A 19541-nucleotide genomic window follows, 5' to 3' on the forward strand; every position below is an offset into this window, starting at 1 on the left:
TTTAAGAATCTCTTACGTCTACGATATATCAATTGGTGAAAAACAGATTGATCTTGAGCTAATGAAAGAAAGAGGGAACGAAATTGAAATCTATCGGAGTCGTAAGAAAAGTAGACGAACTAGGGCGTATTGTGATGCCAATCGAATTGAGAAGAGCACTTGATATCGCTATTAAAGACAGTATGGAATTTTTTATAGATGGAGATAAAATCGTCTTGAAAAAATATCAGCCAGAGGGCGTTTGTCTCATGACTGGTGAGATTACATCAGAGAACCATGAATATGGAAATGGTCAAATTACATTAAGCGCTGAAGGCGCAGAACTGCTGTTAAAAGAGCTGCAAGAAGCTCTTCAGAAGTAATCAAAATAGCCTGCTCTCTTCCTTTGTGCTGAGAACAGGCTATTTTTTCTTTAAAAAAGTTCCTTAAAAATGCCCCATCTCCCTCAAAAAATAAGTGGAAAATGGTACAATTGACAAAGAATCTCAGGGCGGCAGGTGGAATCATTTGAACAAAACATATCAAGTGCGGATCGTGTTATCTGTTCTTGCATTTATCTTAATCATAAGCTGGGATTTGTTTTATTATCTAGGCGGCTATCAAATTAATTGGCCGCTCGATCTAGCCTTTACAGTCGTTGTGTTAGCAGGGATCTGGGTTGTCTCAAGATATGTAGACCGCTTGAATTTACTTGTGTCAGATCTAAATAAGAGAGAAAAAGAAGCACACGAGCTGACAGAGCGGCTGAATCGAATTACAGATAACTTGCAAGAAATTGTCTTTGAAACAGATGAAAAAGGGCACATCATCTTCTTAAATCAAGCATGGAAACAAATGACCGGCTATGACATAGATGAATGTCTAGGTACGATGTACAATCAGTACTTTGATCAAGAAGAAAGAGTTATTCAGCATTTGTCATCTGTCATCAAAGAGCATAAAGATTCAGGGCGGATCGAGCTGCAGCTTCTTCATAAAGAGGGGAAGAAAGTATGGGGAGACGTTCATTATAAGCTCTACTTTGATGAGCAGCACCAGTTTACTGGAGGTATTGGAACAGTTGCAGATATTACAAAACAAAAGCTGGCAAAGCTTGAACTTGAAAGATCAAATCAACAAGTGCAAATGCAGGCGCAAAAGTTAGCCGTTGCAGGACAAATAGCCGCTGGAATCGCCCATGAAGTCAGAAATCCGCTGACCTCAGTAAACGGCTTTTTGCAGCTAATGAAAACACAATATCCTGAAAGAACCGATTATTTTGACATTATCTTTTCCGAAATTAAACGGATTGATTTTGTTTTAAGTGAGCTGCTTGTGCTGGCAAAGCCGCAGTCTGTCCATTTTCAAGAAGTTCAGCTTCATGGACTGTTAGAGCAGGTCATTACATTGCTAAAAACCAATGCAGTCCTTTCGAATATTGATCTCAAACAGCCATTTAAAAAGCAGGATGCCGGCGCTATATTAGCAGACGCTAATCAAATGAAGCAGCTGTTCATTAATTTAATCAAAAATGCCATTGAGGCAATGCCCGAAGGCGGCAGCATATACATATCAACAGAAAAAGTGATGAACGAATGGAAAATTACCATTCAAGATGAAGGAAAAGGGATGTCTGAAGAGGATATTCAGAAAATATATGATCCTTTCTTCTCTACGAAAACAGAAGGGACGGGGCTTGGCCTCACCATCTGTGCAGCGATTTTAAAAGATCATCACGGTAGGATGGATGTGGTCAGTGAGCTGGGAAAAGGTACAGCTTTTCATATCTATTTACCTGTGTGGCAAAAATGCAGACAACAGCAAGGCGAGAGGACGTGATTTCATGAAGGTGAAAGCTTTATTTGTATATGGGACGCTTTTGCAGCATGAAGAGCACCACGAGTCGTATATGAAAGAAAGCAGGCCATTAGCTAAATCAGCTTGGATCAGCGGCAGAATCTATGATACAGGTCAAGGATACCCTGCGTGCGTTCTAGAAGAGAAAAGCACAGTATATGGAGAATTGTACGAGGTAACCGTAAGCACGCTGAATAAGATAGATTTTCTTGAGGAAGGGTATGACAAGCAGGTGGTCGATGTCATGACAGACCAAGGGCTGGTGGCGGCTGTTACATACACTTTACCAAAGCAGAAGGCATCAGCGCTGAAGGAGATCGAGAGCGGCTGCTGGAAGGAATATAGACTGTGGCAGCAGAAGCCGGCATCCTTCTATTATTTTGCCTATGGCTCCTGTATGGATGATGCAAGATTTAAACTGGCGGAAGTTGATCATTATTTTAAACAAATCATCGGCGGCGGTGCACTGAACGGCTTTACAACTAGATTTACGTTGGTAAGGCCTGATGGATCAAGAGCCGATATGGTAGAAGACGGCGGAGAAACAGAGGGCGTTTTATATGAGGTTCCTTTTGATGCCATTCGATATTTGTACAAACGAGAAGGCGTCTATGAGGGCACATATCGTCCAGCTTTTGTCGATGTCAAAATAGGTGATCAAATATATGCAGACTGTTTAACCTTTTTAGTTCTTCAAAAGAGCGATGAAATTGCTCCGCCAGGTCATTACCGCAGTGAAATTGAAAAAGGAGCAGATCTTTACTTAAGTGAAGCGTTCCGCAAAAAAATTCGCTCGCATATGGATTCGTTAATCAAACCGTAGTAAAATGCATGGTAAGTAAGATAAAAGGAGTCTGAACATGAAAAAGGAATATGCAGTCATTGGTCTTGGACGCTTTGGCGGAAGTATTTGCAAGGCGCTGAGCGAAGAAGGACTTGAAGTCATGGCCATGGATATGAATGAAGATCGAGTGAACGAATACGCGAAAATTGCGTCACATGCGGTCATTGGTGATTCGACGGACGAATCTGTTTTAAAAAATCTCGGCATTCGCAATTTTGATCATGTCATTGTTGCGATTGGTGAAAACATTCAGGCCAGTATTTTAACGACGATCATGCTGAAAGAGCTTGGCGTCAAAATGGTCACAGTAAAGGCGCAAAACGACTATCACGAAAAGGTACTAAATAAAATTGGGGCTGACCGCATCGTTCATCCAGAGCGGGACATGGGCAGACGAATTGCACATAAAATCATCTCCAATAACGTATTAGATTATCTTGAGCTGTCAGATGAGTACAGCCTCATTGAAATCGTTGCCAACAGCAGGCTTGCAGGGCATTCTCTTTTAGATCTCGATATTAGAGCGAGATATGGCATTAATATTGTGGCGATTAAGCGTGGAAAAGAAGTGATTGTTTCACCGCTCGCAGATGAAATGATTCAAAAAGAAGATATTCTGATTGTCATTGGGGCAGTTGCCGATATCGGACGCTTTGAAAAACGAGAAATGCAGAACGATTATTAAACACCCTGGGCAGGGTGTTTTTTTATATGATTGTGTACACATGAGGTGGACAGTGAAGAGGGAAGAAGACATTTAAAAGGGCTGTTTTGTTCTGCATAAACAGCTAAAGTCAATCATCATATTTTTCATGCAATTATCACTATTCAGAAATAAAAATCAGTCTTTTTATCTGGATGATTTTCTCTAAATGTCATTGACTGGGCAAACAGATTCGTATACGATAAGAAACATTATATTGTTTACTTGGAGGAGGCAGTGTCGTTGGATAAGGAGCTTTTCAGACATCAAATTGAGGTAGCTGCAAAGAGAAAAAAAGCAGCCCTAGTGATTAAACATGCGAAGGTTATGGACGTGTTTAACCAGGAATGGCTAGACGCTGATGTCGCTGTTGAAAATGGACAAATAGTAGGGATTGGAGAGTACGAGGGAGAACAGGAGCTGGATGCAGCAGGTCAAATGCTTGTACCCGGTTTTATTGATGGCCACGTTCATATCGAGTCCTCCATGGTTACCCCTGCTGAATTCTCCAAAGCTGTCGTCCCGCGCGGTGTGACAACTGTCGTAACAGACCCGCATGAAATAGCCAATGTGTCAGGGATCACAGGCATCCGTTTTATGCTGGAAGAAGCGAGAAAAGCTGCCTTAAATATTTATTTCATGCTGCCATCCTGCGTACCGGCAGTTAGTTTTGAGCGATCAGGTGCTGTTTTAAAAGCGAAAGATTTAAAGCCTTTGTATCAAGAGAAAGAGGTTCTTGGTCTTGCCGAGGTGATGGATTACGTCGGTGTGGAGCAGGCTGAAGAAGATATGCTTCAAAAACTGCTTGATGCTCAAAATGAGAATAAATTGATTGATGGCCATCTAGCAGGCTTAACAGACCGATTAATAAACGTTTACCGCACAGCTAGTGTCCAAACAGATCACGAGGTAACAACAGCCGGCGAAGCCCTTGAACGTGTAAAACGAGGCATGTATGTCATGCTGAGAGAAGGCTCTGTTGCCAAAAACGTGAAAAACGTTTTACCAGCTGTGAATGAAAAGAATGCGAGACGCTTTTTCTTTTGTACCGATGATAAACATTTAGATGATTTAATGGCTGAAGGAAGTATTGATGAACAAGTACGTATGACTATAAAAGAAGGATTAGACCCATTTTTAGCGTATCAAATGGGAAGTTTAAACGCAGCGGAGTGCTTTGGCCTCAAAACAAAGGGAGCCATTGCGCCAGGCTTTGATGCTGATTTTATGCTTGTCTCTGATCTTCATCAAGTAGACATCACCAGCGTATTTATTGCAGGAGAATTGGTGGCGCAGCATGGAGAGTACAAGCCAGGTGTCGAAAAAATTGCACCAAGTCCAGCCTTATTACAATCTGTTCATGCTAAAGACGTTCGAGAGCAGGATCTGGCTCTGCCTATCACAGCTCATCAAAAAATGAATGTCATCCGCATTATTCCGAATCAGCTAGAAACAAAATTAGAACAAATCTCTCCTTCAGAAACGAACGGACAATTCACTAGTGATACAGAAAGAGATGTATTAAAAATGGTGCTTGTCGAACGCCATCAAGGCTTATCTGAAATGGGGATAGGGGTTGTCAGCGGCTTTGGATTAGAAAAGGGCGCAATTGCAACAACGGTTGCGCATGATTCTCACAATTTAATTGCGGTTGGCACAAATGATGCTGATATCGTGAAAGCCATTGACGCATTAAAAGAAGCAGGGGGCGGTTTGACGGTTGTCAAAGAGGGCCAGTCTCTTCATACGCTGCCATTACCGATCTCTGGTTTACTTTCAGATCAGCCGGCACATCTTGTAAAAGAAAGCCTTCATGCACTCCATGAAGCGTTGAAAGAAACAGGCTTTACTTTAGATTTTAATCCATTTTTGACGCTGTCCTTCTTGGCACTCCCAGTCATTCCTGATGTGAAAATGACGACAAAGGGTTTGTTTGATGTCAGAAGTTTTCAGCATCTCCCAATTCAATAAAAATGAGAAACCGCATGTGTACCTTGTATATATGCGCTTTTTTCAATGAATAGTGAAAAAAAGAGACACAGCCAAGCGGCTTGTGTCTCTTTTTATGGTTACACTTCCATAATAATCGGTAGGATCATTGGACGGCGTCTTGTTTTTTCATAAAGGAAAGGTGCAAGGGTGTCAGTAATTTCGTTCTTGATTTCAGACCACTGAGTTGTCTTACGTTCCATTACTTTTTCAAGATGCTTCGAAATTAAATCCTGTGCATCGTTAATCAGATCTCCAGATTCTCTCATGTAGACAAAACCTCTTGAGATCAAATCAGGACCAGCAGAGATTTTGAATTCTTTCATGTCCATACTCACGACTACAATGACAAGACCTTCTTCAGAAAGAATGCGGCGGTCTCTTAAAACGATGTTTCCGATATCGCCAATACCGCTTCCGTCGATATACACGTTGCCTGATGGAATTTTGCCAGCGACACTTGCTTCGTCACCTTTCAGTGCAAGAACTTCACCGTTATCCATGATAAAGCAGTTTTCCTCAGGGATGCCGCAATCATTCGCAAGTTTGATATGCGTTTTTTGCATGCGGTATTCACCGTGAATCGGCATAAAGAATTTTGGTTTAATTAAACGGAGCATGAGTTTTTGTTCTTCTTGTCCGCCGTGACCAGATGTATGAATATTATTAAGCGAGCCATGAATGACCTCAGCACCTGCACGATAAAGCTGGTTAATGGTGCGGCTTACACTAATATTGTTACCTGGGATCGGTGAAGATGAGAAGACAACAGTGTCTCCAGGGTTAATAGAAATCTGGCGGTGAGTACCGTTCGCAATACGAGAAAGAGCTGCCATCGGTTCACCCTGGCTTCCAGTACAAAGAATGGTCACTTTGTTTGCCGGAAGGCGGTTGATTTCATTATGTTCAATAAACGTGTTTTTTGGACATTTAATATAGCCAAGATCTTGTCCAATATCAATAGCAGACTCCATACTGCGTCCAAATACAGCGACTTTTCTGCCGTTGGCAACAGCAGACTCAATCACTTGCTGAAGTCTGTGAATGTTTGAAGCAAACGTGGCAAAGATGATGCGTCCATCGACTTTTCTGAAGATGTCATCAATGCTTTCACCTACGCGTCTTTCAGACATCGTAAATTCTGGGATTTCACTGTTTGTACTATCAGATAAAAGACAAAGAACGCCTTCTTTTCCGATCTCAGCCATTTTGGTTAAATTGGCAGGCTCGCCAACAGGAGTAAAGTCAAACTTGAAATCACCTGTATGTACGATGTTACCAGGAGGTGTCTTGACGACAATTCCATAAGAATCTGGAATACTGTGTGTCGTTCTAAAGAAAGACACAGCTGTTTTTCTAAATTTAATGGTATCTTCTTCTTCAAAAATATGAAGTTTTGTTTGTCTCAAGAGACCGTGCTCTTCCAATTTATTACGAAGTAGGCCGATTGCGAGTTTGCCGCCGTAAACTGGAATATTCACTTGCTTGAGAAGGTAAGGGATACCGCCGATGTGGTCTTCATGTCCGTGAGTGATGAAAAGACCTTTGATTTTATCTTCGTTTTTAACTAAGTACGTATAGTCAGGGATGACGTAGTCAATTCCAAGAAGCTCGTCTTCAGGAAACTTAATACCTGCATCAATTAAAATGATTTCATCTTGAAATTGAACGCCATACGTGTTTTTACCGATCTCGCCTAAACCGCCGAGCGCAAAAACTGCCGCCTGATCGTTTTTAACAAATTTCATTCCTCTCATAGCTCCAATACTTTAAAATTTTCACTTTCTCGTTCATAGTCTAAAAAAGCACCGTCTACAGGCTGAATGAATTCAATGTTGTAGTTATGTTTTTTCAACTTATCGCGTACGTCTCTTTCAGAAACCGCTTCAACGTATAGTGAATCTGTGTGTTCTCTTACAGGTACCTCAGTAGTACTTGCCTGAAAAAATACCTTATATATCATCCAAATCTCTCCTTAAATACCGTATGTTACACTCGCTTATTCTATTATATTAAAAAAACGCGCATAAGAAAAGTCTCTGAGAAAAAAGGACCTTCGGCAAATGTGCGGAAGATCCCTTTAAGCAATCGATTTTTTACGAAGCATGTCCTTCCATTGTCTTCGAATTTTCTTACGCAGACGACGAAGCATCACATGCCGCCTCCTTTCGGGTTGAAGTAAGCTTAACCAGCGTGTTCCGGTCTCTCTATATACTTGTATTATATGATGTTTCTATTGAATGTTACATGGTTATATGTGGGAAATGGGCGCTTTCAAAAGGAATTAGTTTCGAAAGCGGAAATCTTTCTGTATGATGAAAGGGAGTGTGTATACATAACGAAGAGCAGGAGGGCGAGATATGAATAAAAAAGTCATCTTCTTTGATATCGACGGTACTTTATATGACCATGATAAAAATATACCTGAGTCAACGAAGCGAGCGGTTCATTTATTAAAAGAAAAAGGTCATCATCTCTTCATTGCATCTGGGCGTTCTCCTTTTCTGATTCGGCCCATTTTAGAAGAATTAGGGCTTGACTCATTCATTGCTTATAACGGTCAGTATGTCATGTATGAGGGAGACGTTATTTACGGCAATCCGCTGAAGCAGGAGCTGATGGAGCGGATTTATGAAACAGCGGATCGTCATGATCATCCGCTTGTTTTTATGGGAGAAGAAACGATGAAGGCGTCTGTGCCGAATCATCCGTTTATCCATGAAGGAATCGGTACTTTAAAAACAGAGCATCCTGAGCACGATGTATCTTTCTTTAAAGAAAACGACATTTTTCAAATGCTGTTATTTTGTAAGGCAGAAGAGGAAGTGGAGTATAAGGCATTCCGCGAAGAAATTGACCTTGTCAGATGGCATGAGCTGTCAACAGACGTTCTGCCAAAAGGCGGATCAAAAGCTGAAGGAATCAAACGAGTCATCGAAAGACTTCCTTATGATCAAAAGGATACCATTGCCTTTGGAGACGGACTGAACGATAGAGAAATGATTTCGTTTGCTGGAACAGGCGTGGCGATGGGAAATGCTGTGAGTGAACTGAAAGCATTGGCTGATTTTGTGACAAAGCCAGTAGATGAGGACGGCATATTCCATGCATTGACCCAGCTTGGCCTCATTGAAGAATAAAAAAGAAGACCCTTAGATCGCCGGGTCTTCTTTTTTATGTTATGATCTGCCGATCGCAACAGAGTTTTCTGGCTCAGCGAACGGCTGATCCTTTTGAATATGATCATAAAACATAATGCCATTTAAATGGTCAATTTCGTGCTGAAAGACAATGGCAGGGAACCCTTTTAGACGGATATCAATGTCCTCTCCTTCAAGCGTAGTGGCCTTGACCCTGATTTTTTGATATCGAGGAACAAATCCAGGGATGGCTTCATCAACTGATAAGCAGCCTTCACCAGTCGCTAAATAAGCTCTTTTGACTGAATGACTGACAATACGCGGGTTGAACAGAGCATAGCTGTATTCTTCTCCGTCTTCATCCTCACAGTGAACAGCGATCATTCGTTTACTAATATTGATTTGCGGAGCTGCCAATCCAACGCCGGGTCTTAGTCCGTATTTTTCAGCAATGTCAGCATCCTGACTGTTTTTGACGAATTCGATCATGTCAGCTAATTGCTGTTTTTCCTCTTCTGTCGGCGGGAGTTCGACCGCTTCAGCTGTTTGTCTTAAGACGGGATGTCCGTCCCTTACGATATCATCCATGGTAATCACAAAACTTCACTCCTATTTCCTTTGTATGTAAAGTATATAAAATGATACACAACATATGCAATGAAATAAAGAAGACCGGTCCTATGAGACCGGTCAGAGGCTTAAACAGCCTTAGCAGCAGCCACCGCCGCCTAAGAATGCTGCGCCAACGATAATTAATAGGATGAAAAGCACAACGATTAAAGCGAATGTACGTCCGCCGCCGTATCCGCATCCGTATCCACCGCCATAACTTGGGTAACAACAGCCGCCGCCATATCCACCACCGAATCCATACCCGTAACCGCCGTATCCACCATACATACTTCCATGACTATAATTAGACATACTTTTGACCTCCTTTGGAAATACACTTGGCCTCTCATAAGTGAAGGCGAAGCGTGTAATATAAACTATGTATGAATGCACTATTTGTATAGTCATGCGCCTATTGCTTGAAAAAAATCTTCTCCGCCTCATCTGATTGACCTCTTTCCTTGTCACAAACGTCTATAAAAATTATAGTGGTATGTGGAGATGTAAAGGGGGACCTTGTCATGAGACAGATGAAAAGAAGCATGAAAGCAGGTGCTGCTTTAGCGGGGGTATGTACCCTTTTGCTGACAGGGTGCGGAGGTCAAAGTCCGATCAATGATATGCAGGACGCAATGACGAAAATGAGTGAAAAAGAAGCATCCTTCGAAAAAGAGCAAGGTACACTGCAAAGCTATGAAGAAAAAGAGCAGAAGCTGTATAAAAAAATGATTCAAACAACAAAGGACCATACAAAAACAGTGGAAAGCCTTTCTGATCAGGCGTTAGCATCGGCAGCGAAACGAGAAGAACATTTAAAAACTGAAAAAGACAGTATGGATGAATCGAAAAAAGAATTGAAAACGGTAAAGGAATCTGCCGCACGATTGCAAGATGCGGAGTTAAAAGAGAAAGCAGATCAAACGGTCAAATCGATTGAGAAACGATATGCGTCATATGATCAGCTTTACAAGGAGTATCAAAAGGCGCTGAAACAAGACCAGCATTTGTATCAATCTTTGAAGAAAAAGGATCTCGGATATGAAGAACTGAAGTCAAAGCTGAAGACCGTGAATCGTTCATATAGCAAAGTCAGAAAAGAAAGTAAGAAGTTCAATCGATATACAGATCAATTGAATGATCATAAAAAGGCTTTGTATAATGCAGCGGATCAAGAGTCGAAAAAGAGCTGAAAAACAGCTCTTTTTTTATTTTTCGACAAAAACAAACATTTTCTATTGTAGTACAGTAGTACACTCTATACTAGTACAGATTAGGTTGTTTGTTAAACAGATTGATACAGTTCACCATAAAAAGTAAAGCGAATACATTTATTTAAATAAAGCCGTTAAATCAATTGACGGACTATTTTTCTTGTTGTAAACTATTCCTTGTTAACAGAAGTTGTATTAGTTTTTTGTGAACTATCGTTAATACAGTTAGAAGGGCTCAAAAACGAGTGGTCAACCAATGTTTCGACAACGATCTTAGTGGCTATTATATACAGGAGTCATATGAGTATTTTGGGTTATCCTATATCTGTATGTATAAATGGATTCACGACAAATGGACTGTTAAAAGAAAGGAAGAGGTGACTTTAGAATGGCTGCAAAAACAAAAAAAGCAATTGTTGATAGCAAAAAGCAATTTGATGCCATCAAAAAGCAGTTTGAAACGTTTCAAATTTTAAACGAAAAAGGCGAAGTCGTAAACGAAGCGGCAATGCCGGATCTTTCAGATGACCAATTAAAAGAATTAATGCGCCGTATGGTGTTTACACGAGTATTAGATCAACGTTCAATTTCATTGAACCGTCAAGGCCGTCTTGGCTTCTACGCGCCAACAGCTGGACAAGAGGCTTCTCAGCTTGCAACTCACTTTGCACTTGAGAAAGAAGATTTCATTCTTCCAGGATATCGTGACGTACCACAATTAATCTGGCATGGTCTTCCGCTAACAAAAGCATTCTTGTTCTCTCGCGGACACTTTGTTGGTAACCAAATGCCTGAAGATGTGAATGCACTTTCACCACAAATCATTATCGGTGCTCAAATCATTCAAGCTGCTGGTGTAGCTCTTGGTTTGAAAAAGCGCGGTAAAAAAGCTGTTGCAATCACTTACACTGGTGACGGTGGAGCTTCACAAGGTGATTTCTACGAAGGTATTAACTTTGCAGGGGCTTACAAAGCGCCAGCGATTTTTGTTGTCCAAAACAACAGATATGCGATCTCTACACCTGTTGAAAAGCAGTCTGCTGCACAAACAATTGCACAAAAAGCAGCTGCAGCTGGTATCGTAGGCGTACAAGTTGACGGTATGGATGCATTAGCTGTTTATGCAGCAACTGCTGAAGCTCGTGAGCGCGCTGTAAATGGTGAAGGTCCAACATTAATCGAAACTCTTACATTCCGTTACGGCCCACATACAATGGCTGGTGACGATCCAACAAGATATCGTACAAAAGAAGATGAAAACGAGTGGGAGCAAAAAGATCCATTGGTACGCTACCGCAAATTCTTGGAAAACAAAGGCCTATGGTCTGAAGAAGAAGAGAATAAAGTGATTGAAGATGCAAAAGAACAAATCAAACAAGCGATCAAAGAAGCTGACGAACAGCCTAAGCAAAAAGTCACTGACTTGATTGAAAACATGTACGATGTAAAACCATTCAACTTAGTTGAACAGCTTGAAATTTACAAACAGAAGGAGTCGAAGTAAGCCATGGCGCAAATGACAATGATTCAAGCGATCACTGATGCGTTACGCACAGAACTGAAAAATGACGAAAACGTTCTCGTTTTCGGAGAAGACGTTGGTAAAAACGGCGGCGTATTCCGTGCGACTGAAGGATTGCAAAAAGAGTTTGGTGAGGATCGTGTATTCGATACTCCACTTGCTGAATCTGGTATTGGCGGTCTTGCTATTGGCCTTGGACTACAAGAATTCCGCCCGGTAATGGAAATTCAATTCTTCGGATTCGTATACGAAGTATTAGATTCTGTTTCTGGACAAATGGCTCGTATGCGTTACCGTTCTGGCGGACGCTGGCATTCTCCAGTGACAATCCGTTCTCCATTCGGCGGGGGAGTTCACACACCTGAGCTTCACGCTGACAGCTTAGAAGGTCTTATCGCACAACAGCCTGGTATCAAGGTTGTTATTCCTTCAACACCTTACGATGCAAAAGGACTTTTAATTTCTGCAATTCGTGACAACGATCCTGTAGTATTCCTTGAGCATATGAAACTTTATCGTTCTTTCCGTCAGGAAGTTCCTGAAGAAGAGTACACAATTGAAATCGGTAAAGCTGACGTGAAACGTGAAGGTTCTGACCTTTCAATCATCACTTACGGTGCAATGGTTCACGAATCACTAAAAGCTGCTGAAGAGCTAGAAAAAGAAGGCGTTTCTGCTGAAGTGATCGACCTTCGCACAGTAAGCCCGCTTGATATTGAAACAATCATCGCTTCTGTTGAAAAAACAGGCCGTGCGATCGTTGTTCAAGAAGCACAAAAACAAGCTGGTATTGCTGCAAACGTAGTAGCTGAAATCAATGACAGAGCGATCCTTAGCTTGGAAGCACCAGTACTTCGTGTAGCTGCACCTGATACTGTATTTGCTTTCTCTCAAGCTGAGAGCGTATGGCTTCCAAACCATAAAGATGTACTTGAAACAGCGAAGAAAGTTCTTGAATTTTAATTAAATGACAGAGGGGAAAAGAATTTATTTCTCTTCCCCTTTATCAATTACATGACCGTGTAAATATACACAACAAGGGTTCAACAAAATCTAGGAGGCGAAAAACAGTGGCATTTGAATTTAAACTTCCGGACATCGGAGAAGGTATCCACGAAGGTGAGATCGTTAAGTGGTTTGTTAAACCAAACGACGAAATCAATGAAGATGACGTTTTAGCAGAGGTACAAAATGATAAAGCAGTTGTAGAAATTCCTTCACCTGTTAAAGGAAAAGTATTAGAATTAAAAGTTGAAGAGGGAACAGTTGCAACTGTAGGACAAACAATCATTACGTTTGATGCACCTGGTTACGAAAATCTTCAATTTAAAGGCAGCGAAGAAGAAGGCGAAGCAAAAACTGAAGCTCAAGTACAAGGTACTGCTGAAGCTGGTAACGAGCCAGAGAAGAAAGAAGTAGCACAAGAAGAAGCGGCAGCAGCAACTGGTGCAGGCGCACAAGAGCAAGTAGACGCTGATCCAAACAAACGCGTGATCGCTATGCCATCTGTACGTAAATATGCTCGCGAAAAAGGCGTTGAAATTTACAAAGTTGCAGGTTCTGGTAAAAACGGCCGTGTGTTAAAAGAAGATATCGACAGCTTCGTTAATGGTGGTTCTGCAGCTCAAGAAGCAGCACCTCAAGCAGCTGAAAGTGCGAAAGAAGAAGCAGCTCCTAAAGCAGCAGCAGCTCCAGTTCTTGAAGGAGAATTCCCAGAAACTCGCGAGAAAATGAGCGGAATCCGCAAAGCAATCGCAAAAGCAATGGTGAACTCTAAGCATACAGCTCCTCACGTAACATTAATGGATGAAGTTGATGTAACAAACCTTGTTGCACATCGTAAACAATTCAAACAAGTTGCAGCTGATCAAGGAATCAAGTTAACTTACTTGCCTTACGTTGTAAAAGCTCTAACTTCTGCTTTGAAAAAGTACCCAGTACTTAACACTTCTATCGATGATAAAACAGATGAAGTTGTTCAAAAGCATTACTACAACATCGGAATTGCAGCTGACACTGAAAAAGGCTTGCTAGTTCCAGTTGTAAAAAATGCAGATCGCAAAGCGATTTTCGAAGTTTCTAACGAAATCAATGAGCTTGCAACAAAAGCACGTGATGGTAAATTGGCTCCAGCTGAAATGAAAGGTGCATCTTGCACAATCACAAACATCGGTTCTGCTGGTGGACAATGGTTTACTCCAGTCATCAACCACCCAGAAGTAGCGATCCTTGGTATTGGCCGTATCGCTGAAAAAGCGGTTGTTCGTGATGGCGAAATCGTTGCAGCTCCTGTCTTAGCTCTTTCCCTAAGCTTTGACCACCGTATGATTGACGGAGCTACTGCGCAAAATGCCCTTAACCACATCAAGCGTTTATTGAATGATCCACAATTAATTTTAATGGAGGCGTAATGTCATGGTAGTAGGAGATTTCCCAATCGAAACAGATACTCTTGTCATCGGTGCAGGTCCTGGTGGATATGTAGCTGCTATTCGTGCTGCACAGCTTGGACAAAAAGTAACAATCGTTGAAAAAGGAACACTTGGCGGTGTATGTCTAAACGTTGGCTGTATCCCTTCAAAAGCACTAATCAATGCTGGCCATCGTTTTGAAAATGCTAAGCATTCTGAAGACATGGGTATCAAAGCTGAAAACGTAACAGTTGATTTCACAAAAGTTCAAGAGTGGAAAGCTTCTGTTGTTAATAAGTTAACAGGTGGAGTTCAAGGTCTTCTTAAAGGAAATAAAGTAGACATCGTCAAAGGTGAAGCTTATTTCGTAGACAGCAACTCTGTACGTGTAATGGATGATAATTCAGCACAGACTTACACTTTCAAAAATGCAATTCTTGCAACTGGATCTCGTCCAATTGAATTGCCTACTTTTAAATACACAGACCGCGTGATCAACTCAACTGGTGCTTTAGCGCTTAAAGAAGTACCTAAAAAGTTAGTTGTCATCGGTGGTGGATACATCGGCACTGAGCTTGGTACTGCTTATGCAAACTTTGGAACTGAAGTTGTGATCCTTGAAGGTGGAGACGAAATCCTTCCAGGTTTCGAAAAGCAAATGAGCTCATTGGTTAAACGTAACCTGAAGAAAAAAGGAAACGTTGAAATCCATACAAACGCTCTTGCAAAAGGCGTTGAAGAAAAATCTGATGGTGTCACTGTTACGTTCGAAGTAAAAGGCGAAGAAAAAACAGTTGATGCTGATTACGTACTTGTGACTGTTGGTCGTCGTCCAAACACGGATGAGCTTGGTCTTGAGCAAGTTGGTGTTGAATTGACTGACCGCGGAGTTGTCAAAACAGACAAACAATGCCGTACAAGCGTATCTAACATCTATGCAATTGGTGACATCGTTGATGGACCACCACTTGCTCACAAAGCTTCTTACGAAGGTAAAATTGCAGCTGAAGCAATCGCTGGAGAGCCAGCTGAAATTGATTACCTTGGTATTCCTGCTGTTGTATTCTCTGAGCCAGAACTTGCAACTGTTGGATACACTGAAGCAGAAGCAAAAGCAGAAGGAATCGAAATCGTTGCAGCGAAATTCCCATTCGCAGCGAACGGACGTGCACTTTCTCTTGATGCAACTGATGGCTTCATGAAAATGATCACTCGTAAAGAGGATGGTCTAGTGATCGGTGCTCAAATCGCAGGTGTTGGCGCTTCTGATATGATTTCAGAGCTTAGCCTTGCAATCGAAGCTGGAGTGACTGCTGAAGATATCGCTATGACAATTCACGCTCACCCAACATTAGGTGAAATTACAATGGAAACGGCTGAAGTAGCAATCGGAAGCCCAATCCACATCGTAAAATAATGAAACCTATGAAACCCTCTCCATCAAGGAGAGGGTTTTTTTGGCGCCCTGAACACCATATGAAAAACCCCTCATGAGGTGAGGGGTTTTTTCATATGGATATATATAAGTGCAAGGTACATATCATTAGTTTGTATTGACGCGGTCTAAAGCATGACATAAAGGCGATAAGATCTCCTGTTTACTGCGGACATTTCCTTCCACTTTCACGATCACTTTTTCATCATTGACAAGTAAAATAGCCGGCAGTTCATCAACTTCATTTTTCCACCCTTTACGATCTTCTTTCACAATCATTTTTGACATTTCCTTAGGGTATTCATTTTTTAAATCGAGGACTGCATCATAATATGGGCTTTCTTTATCAAGGTTTTCTGCATCAGTAAAAAAGAGAATTCTCGGTTTTTGAATATGACGGACTTGGTCGGTCTGATTCGGTATGATATACGCAAATGAGCATGAACTAAGTACAAAGAGCATGGGGAATATAATGAGAAGTGTCCTCATAAAATTCAATCTATTCACCTCAAAATCATTTGGGGTTGTCCCAACATTTTTAGGAGCTTGTTCCCTGTTAGTCACTCTAGTGTATCATGTCCCTTTTGACAATTTTCGATTGTTACTCAATTGTTACAGAATTGATATGAAGCAAAATACAATTGAAACGTTCCCACAATATGATAAGAAAAAAGCACATATTTATAAAAAATGATTAAATGTGTCATACAATTAACCGTTGACAACTTAAATGTGACATCATATTATAGAAATAAGAAATAGATCAAACGCTTTCAAACTATGAATGAAGAAAAGGGGAATGTACGTGGGTACAATTATTTGTCAAGATTGCAATGAAACCATTGATCAATTTGAAAATGAAAAAGTGACAACGCTATATGGAACGTGTGGTCACTGTCATTGCTGTGATGAAGCCTCTGAATAAATAAAAAAGCATGCAGCTCCATTTGGGGCTGCATGTTTCTTTTTTATAAAATTGGTTTTTGTTCCTTAATCACACGGATCATTTCAAGCGTTGAATCTTCAGGTCCTTGGACAGGAAGACCAATTTCAATATTTTTAAAGATATACGATATATTTTCTTCTGTGATAATTTCACCTGGTATAAAAATCGGAATACCTGGCGGATACACCATCACAAACTCTGCGATAATGCGGCCGACTGCTTCCTTAAATGGAACGACTTCCGTTGTAGCGTAAAAGGCGTCACGCGGCGTCATAGCAAGCGATGGGATCTCAGGCAGCAGCACTTCCGTTACTGCTTGTTTGCCGCTCTCACGAGTAGAGGCTGCGGCAATCTCCTGCATCGCCGTCACGAGCGTATCAATTGTCTCATCTGAATCGCCAGGGGTAACGATACATAAAATGTTGTAAAGGTCAGAGAGCTCTACTTCAATTCGATAGCTTTCTCTCAGCCATTTTTCGACATCATGTCCGTTTAACCCAAGGTCTTTAATGGAGATAATTAATTTCGTTGGGTCATAATCGTAAGTGGAAGCTGAACCGAGTACTTCCTTGCCAATGCAGGTAATGCCTTCAATTTGATTCAAGCGGTCTCTCGCTGATTCAGCCAAACGAATGGATTCTTCAGCTAGTGCCTTTCCTTCAGTGGCTAATCGTTTTCGAGCGACATCAAGTGACGCTAAGAGCAAATAAGAAGTGGACGTTGTCGTCAGCATACTCAAAATCGATTGCACTCGGTCTTTTGAAACAAGCCCTTCCTTCATATTTAAAATAGAGCTCTGCGTAAGAGAGCCGCCGAGTTTATGGACACTTGTTGCTGCCATGTCGGCACCTGCCTGCATCGCAGAGAGGGGAAGCTCATCGTGAAAATGTATATGCACACCGTGTGCTTCATCGACAAGGACAGGCACATCAAATGAATGGGCAATGTCTACGATTGATTTTAAGTCTGCTGAAATACCAAAATACGTTGGATTAATGACAAGCAAACCTTTCGCATCTGGATGCTCAGTGAGCGCCTTTTTGGCTGATTCAGGTGTAATACCGTGAGAGATGCCAAGTTCTTTGTCTATTTCTGGGTGAATAAAAACAGGAACTGCGCCAGAAAATACAATCGCGGACATAATTGATTTATGGACATTACGCGGAACGATGATTTTATCCCCGGGCCCGCATACCGTCATCACCATTGTCATGATAGCGCCGCTTGTGCCTTGAATGGAGAAAAACGTATGATCAGCACCGAAGGCTTCAGCAGCAAGCTCCTGTGCTTCTTTTATCATCCCTCGAGGTGAATGTAAATCATCGAGAGGTTCTATATTAATGAGGTCAATGCTTAATGCATTGTCGCCAATGAATGCTCTAAATTCAGGATCCATTCCGGCTCCTTTTTTATGGCCTGGAATGTGAAATTGGACTGGATTGGTTGCTGCGTGTTTTTTTAGTCCAGTATATAAGGGTGTATCATGTTGTGACAATTGCTTTCCCACCTTCATCGAAATACCTGCTATTATTGTGCCAATTACAGCAGATTTCATTGCATAAAACAAAAGAATTATATTATGAACTGATCGGAATGTAAAGCATAAAATCAATCGGTTTCTGATCAAACAGATGCTATAATAAAAGTTCAAATGAGAAATGAGTGTTAAAGTGAGGGACAAGTAAATGGAATATCAATATCCAATGGATGTCGACTGGACGACAGAGGAAAAAATTGCAGTCATTTCATTTTTTCAGGCTGTTGAAAAAGCATATGAAAAAGGAATTGCGAAGCAGGAGTTATTAGATGCTTATAAACGATTTAAAGAGGTTGTGCCATCAAAAGCAGAGGAAAAAACGCATTGTGCGGCGTTTGAAAAGGGAAGCGGGTATTCCCCTTATCGTGCAGTGAAAACCGCAAGAGAGGCAGAAGAGACTGCTATTATACGTATGTAAAAAACGAGCCTATAAGGGCTCGTTTTTTTATACAGATTCTTTCTGTGTGAAGCGGTATAGATACGTCAGCGTGCGGAAGGCATTTTCGATTTTCGATAGAAATTCTTCATTATTCATTTGAACGACTTCCTCTCTAGGCAGCTGAATGCCGCACAGAAGCTCGGCTTTCTTCACTGTTTGAACACGTTCAAACAGCGTTTTCAGCTGTTCGGAATCTAGTTCGCTGTGACGCATGACATCTGGTTTCATATGATCTTTAGACCATACAAAATCTTGCGGTATTTTCTGCTGGATGGTGTCTAGCTCTTTTTCAAATAGCTGGCCGTACTCACCTTTCACTGGAGATTCATAAATGAGCGCAAACCAGACAAAGACATGTGTTTTCCAAAGTCCAATTTGAAAGTGAGGAAGTTTTTTATATCCACGCTTACTGTTTGCAAAAGCAACCCATGTATCATTTGGCGGGTTGACAGATCTTCTAGCATGCTTTGCGACGTGTACAAACATTTCGTCTCCTGTAATAGAAGAAAGAAGTGGTGCAAAATGTTCGCCAAGTGCCTCAAGCTTTGGACGGACTCTTTCTTTTAATACAGTCATTCGTTCATCTAAACCATCAACTGTGAATGTTTCAAAATCTTCATCTCTAAAACGTATTTCACTCATGTTATGCCTCCTGTATCTTTTCGCTGATCATATTTTATCATAGCTTGGGTCAAGCTCAAAAAAAGATGCACCGGCAGATAAAAGGGCGTGGTGCAGCGTTTAAAACCTTTCAATTTGTGGTACATCATTAATAGGTAAAGACACAATTTTCAGAATGTCGTTGCGGTTATGCGATCGCTTCATACGATATAAGCAAGAACCATTTCTCTTATCGATTGAATTTTTATCAATGAAAACTGACAAGGAATGAATCATTCTCTGGAAGGGGCGTTGA

Annotated in this window: 20 protein-coding genes; 13 read left to right on the top strand and 7 right to left on the bottom strand. The window is 41.2% G+C overall.

Annotated features, from left to right (window positions below; genetic code table 11):
• Window positions 1-83: 83 nt before the first annotated feature.
• The 5 genes from H7F25_RS05800 to ade all read left to right on the top strand — a co-directional run bounded on the left by H7F25_RS05800 (window position 84) and on the right by ade (window position 5354).
• Window positions 84-362, top strand: a complete 279-nt coding sequence (locus tag H7F25_RS05800) for a transcriptional regulator AbhA (protein ID WP_024424746.1) — start codon at window positions 84-86, stop codon at window positions 360-362.
• A gap of 145 nt (window positions 363-507) precedes the next feature.
• Window positions 508-1818, top strand: a complete 1311-nt coding sequence (locus H7F25_RS05805) for an ATP-binding protein (RefSeq protein ID WP_171464194.1) — start codon at window positions 508-510, stop codon at window positions 1816-1818.
• 4 nt (window positions 1819-1822) lie between these two features.
• Window positions 1823-2659: a gamma-glutamylcyclotransferase family protein gene (locus H7F25_RS05810; RefSeq protein ID WP_171464195.1), complete on the top strand. Its 837-nt coding sequence runs from the start codon at window positions 1823-1825 to the stop codon at window positions 2657-2659.
• A 37-nt stretch (window positions 2660-2696) separates the two neighbouring features.
• Window positions 2697-3365 carry a potassium channel family protein gene (locus H7F25_RS05815; protein ID WP_008345123.1) on the top strand — a complete coding sequence of 223 codons (669 nt, stop codon included), beginning with the start codon at window positions 2697-2699 and terminating at the stop codon, window positions 3363-3365.
• Between the two features lie 261 nt (window positions 3366-3626).
• The gene (ade, locus tag H7F25_RS05820) at window positions 3627-5354 is read left to right on the top strand and encodes an adenine deaminase (RefSeq protein ID WP_151039433.1); all 1728 of its coding nucleotides are present in this window, start codon (window positions 3627-3629) and stop codon (window positions 5352-5354) included.
• A gap of 98 nt (window positions 5355-5452) precedes the next feature.
• Here ade and rnjA read toward each other — a convergent pair whose 3' ends face one another.
• Window positions 5453-7120 carry a ribonuclease J1 gene (gene rnjA / locus H7F25_RS05825; protein ID WP_012009818.1) on the bottom strand — a complete coding sequence of 556 codons (1668 nt, stop codon included), beginning with the start codon at window positions 7118-7120 and terminating at the stop codon, window positions 5453-5455.
• 5 nt (window positions 7121-7125) lie between these two features.
• Window positions 7126-7335 (bottom strand): DNA-dependent RNA polymerase subunit epsilon, encoded by a 210-nt coding sequence (locus tag H7F25_RS05830; protein WP_008345114.1) that lies wholly within the window; start codon window positions 7333-7335, stop codon window positions 7126-7128.
• A 397-nt stretch (window positions 7336-7732) separates the two neighbouring features.
• On the opposite strand from H7F25_RS05830, the gene H7F25_RS05835 reads away from it, so the two are divergent.
• Window positions 7733-8512 carry a Cof-type HAD-IIB family hydrolase gene (locus H7F25_RS05835; protein WP_073205038.1) on the top strand — a complete coding sequence of 260 codons (780 nt, stop codon included), beginning with the start codon at window positions 7733-7735 and terminating at the stop codon, window positions 8510-8512.
• A gap of 39 nt (window positions 8513-8551) precedes the next feature.
• On the opposite strand, the gene def is transcribed toward H7F25_RS05835, so the two are convergent.
• Together def and H7F25_RS05845 are read right to left on the bottom strand one after the other, a co-directional pair.
• Window positions 8552-9109 (bottom strand): peptide deformylase, encoded by a 558-nt coding sequence (gene def / locus H7F25_RS05840; RefSeq protein ID WP_024424751.1) that lies wholly within the window; start codon window positions 9107-9109, stop codon window positions 8552-8554.
• 111 nt (window positions 9110-9220) lie between these two features.
• Window positions 9221-9412 (bottom strand): YjcZ family sporulation protein, encoded by a 192-nt coding sequence (locus H7F25_RS05845; protein WP_029706718.1) that lies wholly within the window; start codon window positions 9410-9412, stop codon window positions 9221-9223.
• Between the two features lie 233 nt (window positions 9413-9645).
• Here H7F25_RS05845 and H7F25_RS05850 point away from each other — a divergent pair, with 233 nt between their 5' ends.
• The 5 genes from H7F25_RS05850 (at window position 9646) to lpdA (ending at window position 15685) form a co-directional block, all read left to right on the top strand.
• Window positions 9646-10314 carry a YkyA family protein gene (locus tag H7F25_RS05850; protein WP_073205041.1) on the top strand — a complete coding sequence of 223 codons (669 nt, stop codon included), beginning with the start codon at window positions 9646-9648 and terminating at the stop codon, window positions 10312-10314.
• 409 nt (window positions 10315-10723) lie between these two features.
• Window positions 10724-11839: a pyruvate dehydrogenase (acetyl-transferring) E1 component subunit alpha gene (pdhA, locus tag H7F25_RS05855; protein WP_024424754.1), complete on the top strand. Its 1116-nt coding sequence runs from the start codon at window positions 10724-10726 to the stop codon at window positions 11837-11839.
• Between the two features lie 3 nt (window positions 11840-11842).
• On the top strand, window positions 11843-12820 hold the full coding sequence (pdhB, locus tag H7F25_RS05860) for a pyruvate dehydrogenase complex E1 component subunit beta (RefSeq protein ID WP_012009824.1): 978 nt from the start codon (window positions 11843-11845) through the stop codon (window positions 12818-12820).
• Window positions 12821-12927: 107 nt separating this feature from the next.
• Entirely contained in the window at window positions 12928-14268 is a 1341-nt protein-coding gene (locus H7F25_RS05865; protein WP_024426891.1) for a dihydrolipoamide acetyltransferase family protein, read from the top strand.
• A 4-nt stretch (window positions 14269-14272) separates the two neighbouring features.
• Window positions 14273-15685, top strand: coding sequence for a dihydrolipoyl dehydrogenase (lpdA, locus tag H7F25_RS05870; protein WP_024426892.1), 1413 nt, complete (start codon window positions 14273-14275; stop codon window positions 15683-15685).
• 126 nt (window positions 15686-15811) lie between these two features.
• Here lpdA and H7F25_RS05875 read toward each other — a convergent pair whose 3' ends face one another.
• Window positions 15812-16192 (bottom strand): hypothetical protein, encoded by a 381-nt coding sequence (locus tag H7F25_RS05875; protein ID WP_223250976.1) that lies wholly within the window; start codon window positions 16190-16192, stop codon window positions 15812-15814.
• 316 nt (window positions 16193-16508) lie between these two features.
• Between H7F25_RS05875 and H7F25_RS05880 the strand changes: the two genes are divergently transcribed.
• A complete protein-coding gene (locus H7F25_RS05880; protein WP_003212464.1) occupies window positions 16509-16628 on the top strand; it encodes a GapA-binding peptide SR1P in 120 nt (39 codons plus the stop codon).
• A 43-nt stretch (window positions 16629-16671) separates the two neighbouring features.
• Here H7F25_RS05880 and H7F25_RS05885 read toward each other — a convergent pair whose 3' ends face one another.
• A complete protein-coding gene (locus tag H7F25_RS05885) occupies window positions 16672-18144 on the bottom strand; it encodes an aminotransferase class I/II-fold pyridoxal phosphate-dependent enzyme (RefSeq protein ID WP_103132241.1) in 1473 nt (490 codons plus the stop codon).
• Between the two features lie 190 nt (window positions 18145-18334).
• Here H7F25_RS05885 and H7F25_RS05890 point away from each other — a divergent pair, with 190 nt between their 5' ends.
• The gene (locus H7F25_RS05890; RefSeq protein WP_024424759.1) at window positions 18335-18604 is read left to right on the top strand and encodes a UPF0223 family protein; all 270 of its coding nucleotides are present in this window, start codon (window positions 18335-18337) and stop codon (window positions 18602-18604) included.
• Window positions 18605-18631: 27 nt separating this feature from the next.
• On the opposite strand, the gene H7F25_RS05895 is transcribed toward H7F25_RS05890, so the two are convergent.
• A complete protein-coding gene (locus H7F25_RS05895; RefSeq protein ID WP_103132175.1) occupies window positions 18632-19267 on the bottom strand; it encodes a DUF1054 domain-containing protein in 636 nt (211 codons plus the stop codon).
• Window positions 19268-19541: the final 274 nt, after the last annotated feature.

Origin of the sequence: Bacillus sp. PAMC28571, assembly GCF_014250435.1 — a bacterium.
Classification (GTDB): Bacteria; Bacillota; Bacilli; order Bacillales; family Bacillaceae; genus Bacillus; species Bacillus safensis.

Excerpts from the sequence above, each read along its gene's own strand:
- H7F25_RS05810 (WP_171464195.1), top strand. The coding sequence starts at position 1,823 with ATGAAGGTGAAAGCTTTATTTGTATATGGGACGCTTTTGCAGCATGAA.
- H7F25_RS05815 (WP_008345123.1), top strand. The coding sequence starts at position 2,697 with ATGAAAAAGGAATATGCAGTCATTGGTCTTGGACGCTTTGGCGGAAGT.
- rnjA (WP_012009818.1), bottom strand. The coding sequence starts at position 7,120 with ATGAAATTTGTTAAAAACGATCAGGCGGCAGTTTTTGCGCTCGGCGGT.
- H7F25_RS05830 (WP_008345114.1), bottom strand. The coding sequence starts at position 7,335 with ATGATATATAAGGTATTTTTTCAGGCAAGTACTACTGAGGTACCTGTA.
- H7F25_RS05835 (WP_073205038.1), top strand. The coding sequence starts at position 7,733 with ATGAATAAAAAAGTCATCTTCTTTGATATCGACGGTACTTTATATGAC.
- H7F25_RS05845 (WP_029706718.1), bottom strand. The coding sequence starts at position 9,412 with ATGTATGGTGGATACGGCGGTTACGGGTATGGATTCGGTGGTGGATAT.
- H7F25_RS05850 (WP_073205041.1), top strand. The coding sequence starts at position 9,646 with ATGAGACAGATGAAAAGAAGCATGAAAGCAGGTGCTGCTTTAGCGGGG.
- pdhA (WP_024424754.1), top strand. The coding sequence starts at position 10,724 with ATGGCTGCAAAAACAAAAAAAGCAATTGTTGATAGCAAAAAGCAATTT.
- pdhB (WP_012009824.1), top strand. The coding sequence starts at position 11,843 with ATGGCGCAAATGACAATGATTCAAGCGATCACTGATGCGTTACGCACA.
- lpdA (WP_024426892.1), top strand. The coding sequence starts at position 14,273 with ATGGTAGTAGGAGATTTCCCAATCGAAACAGATACTCTTGTCATCGGT.
- H7F25_RS05875 (WP_223250976.1), bottom strand. The coding sequence starts at position 16,192 with ATGAGGACACTTCTCATTATATTCCCCATGCTCTTTGTACTTAGTTCA.
- H7F25_RS05890 (WP_024424759.1), top strand. The coding sequence starts at position 18,335 with ATGGAATATCAATATCCAATGGATGTCGACTGGACGACAGAGGAAAAA.
- H7F25_RS05895 (WP_103132175.1), bottom strand. The coding sequence starts at position 19,267 with ATGAGTGAAATACGTTTTAGAGATGAAGATTTTGAAACATTCACAGTT.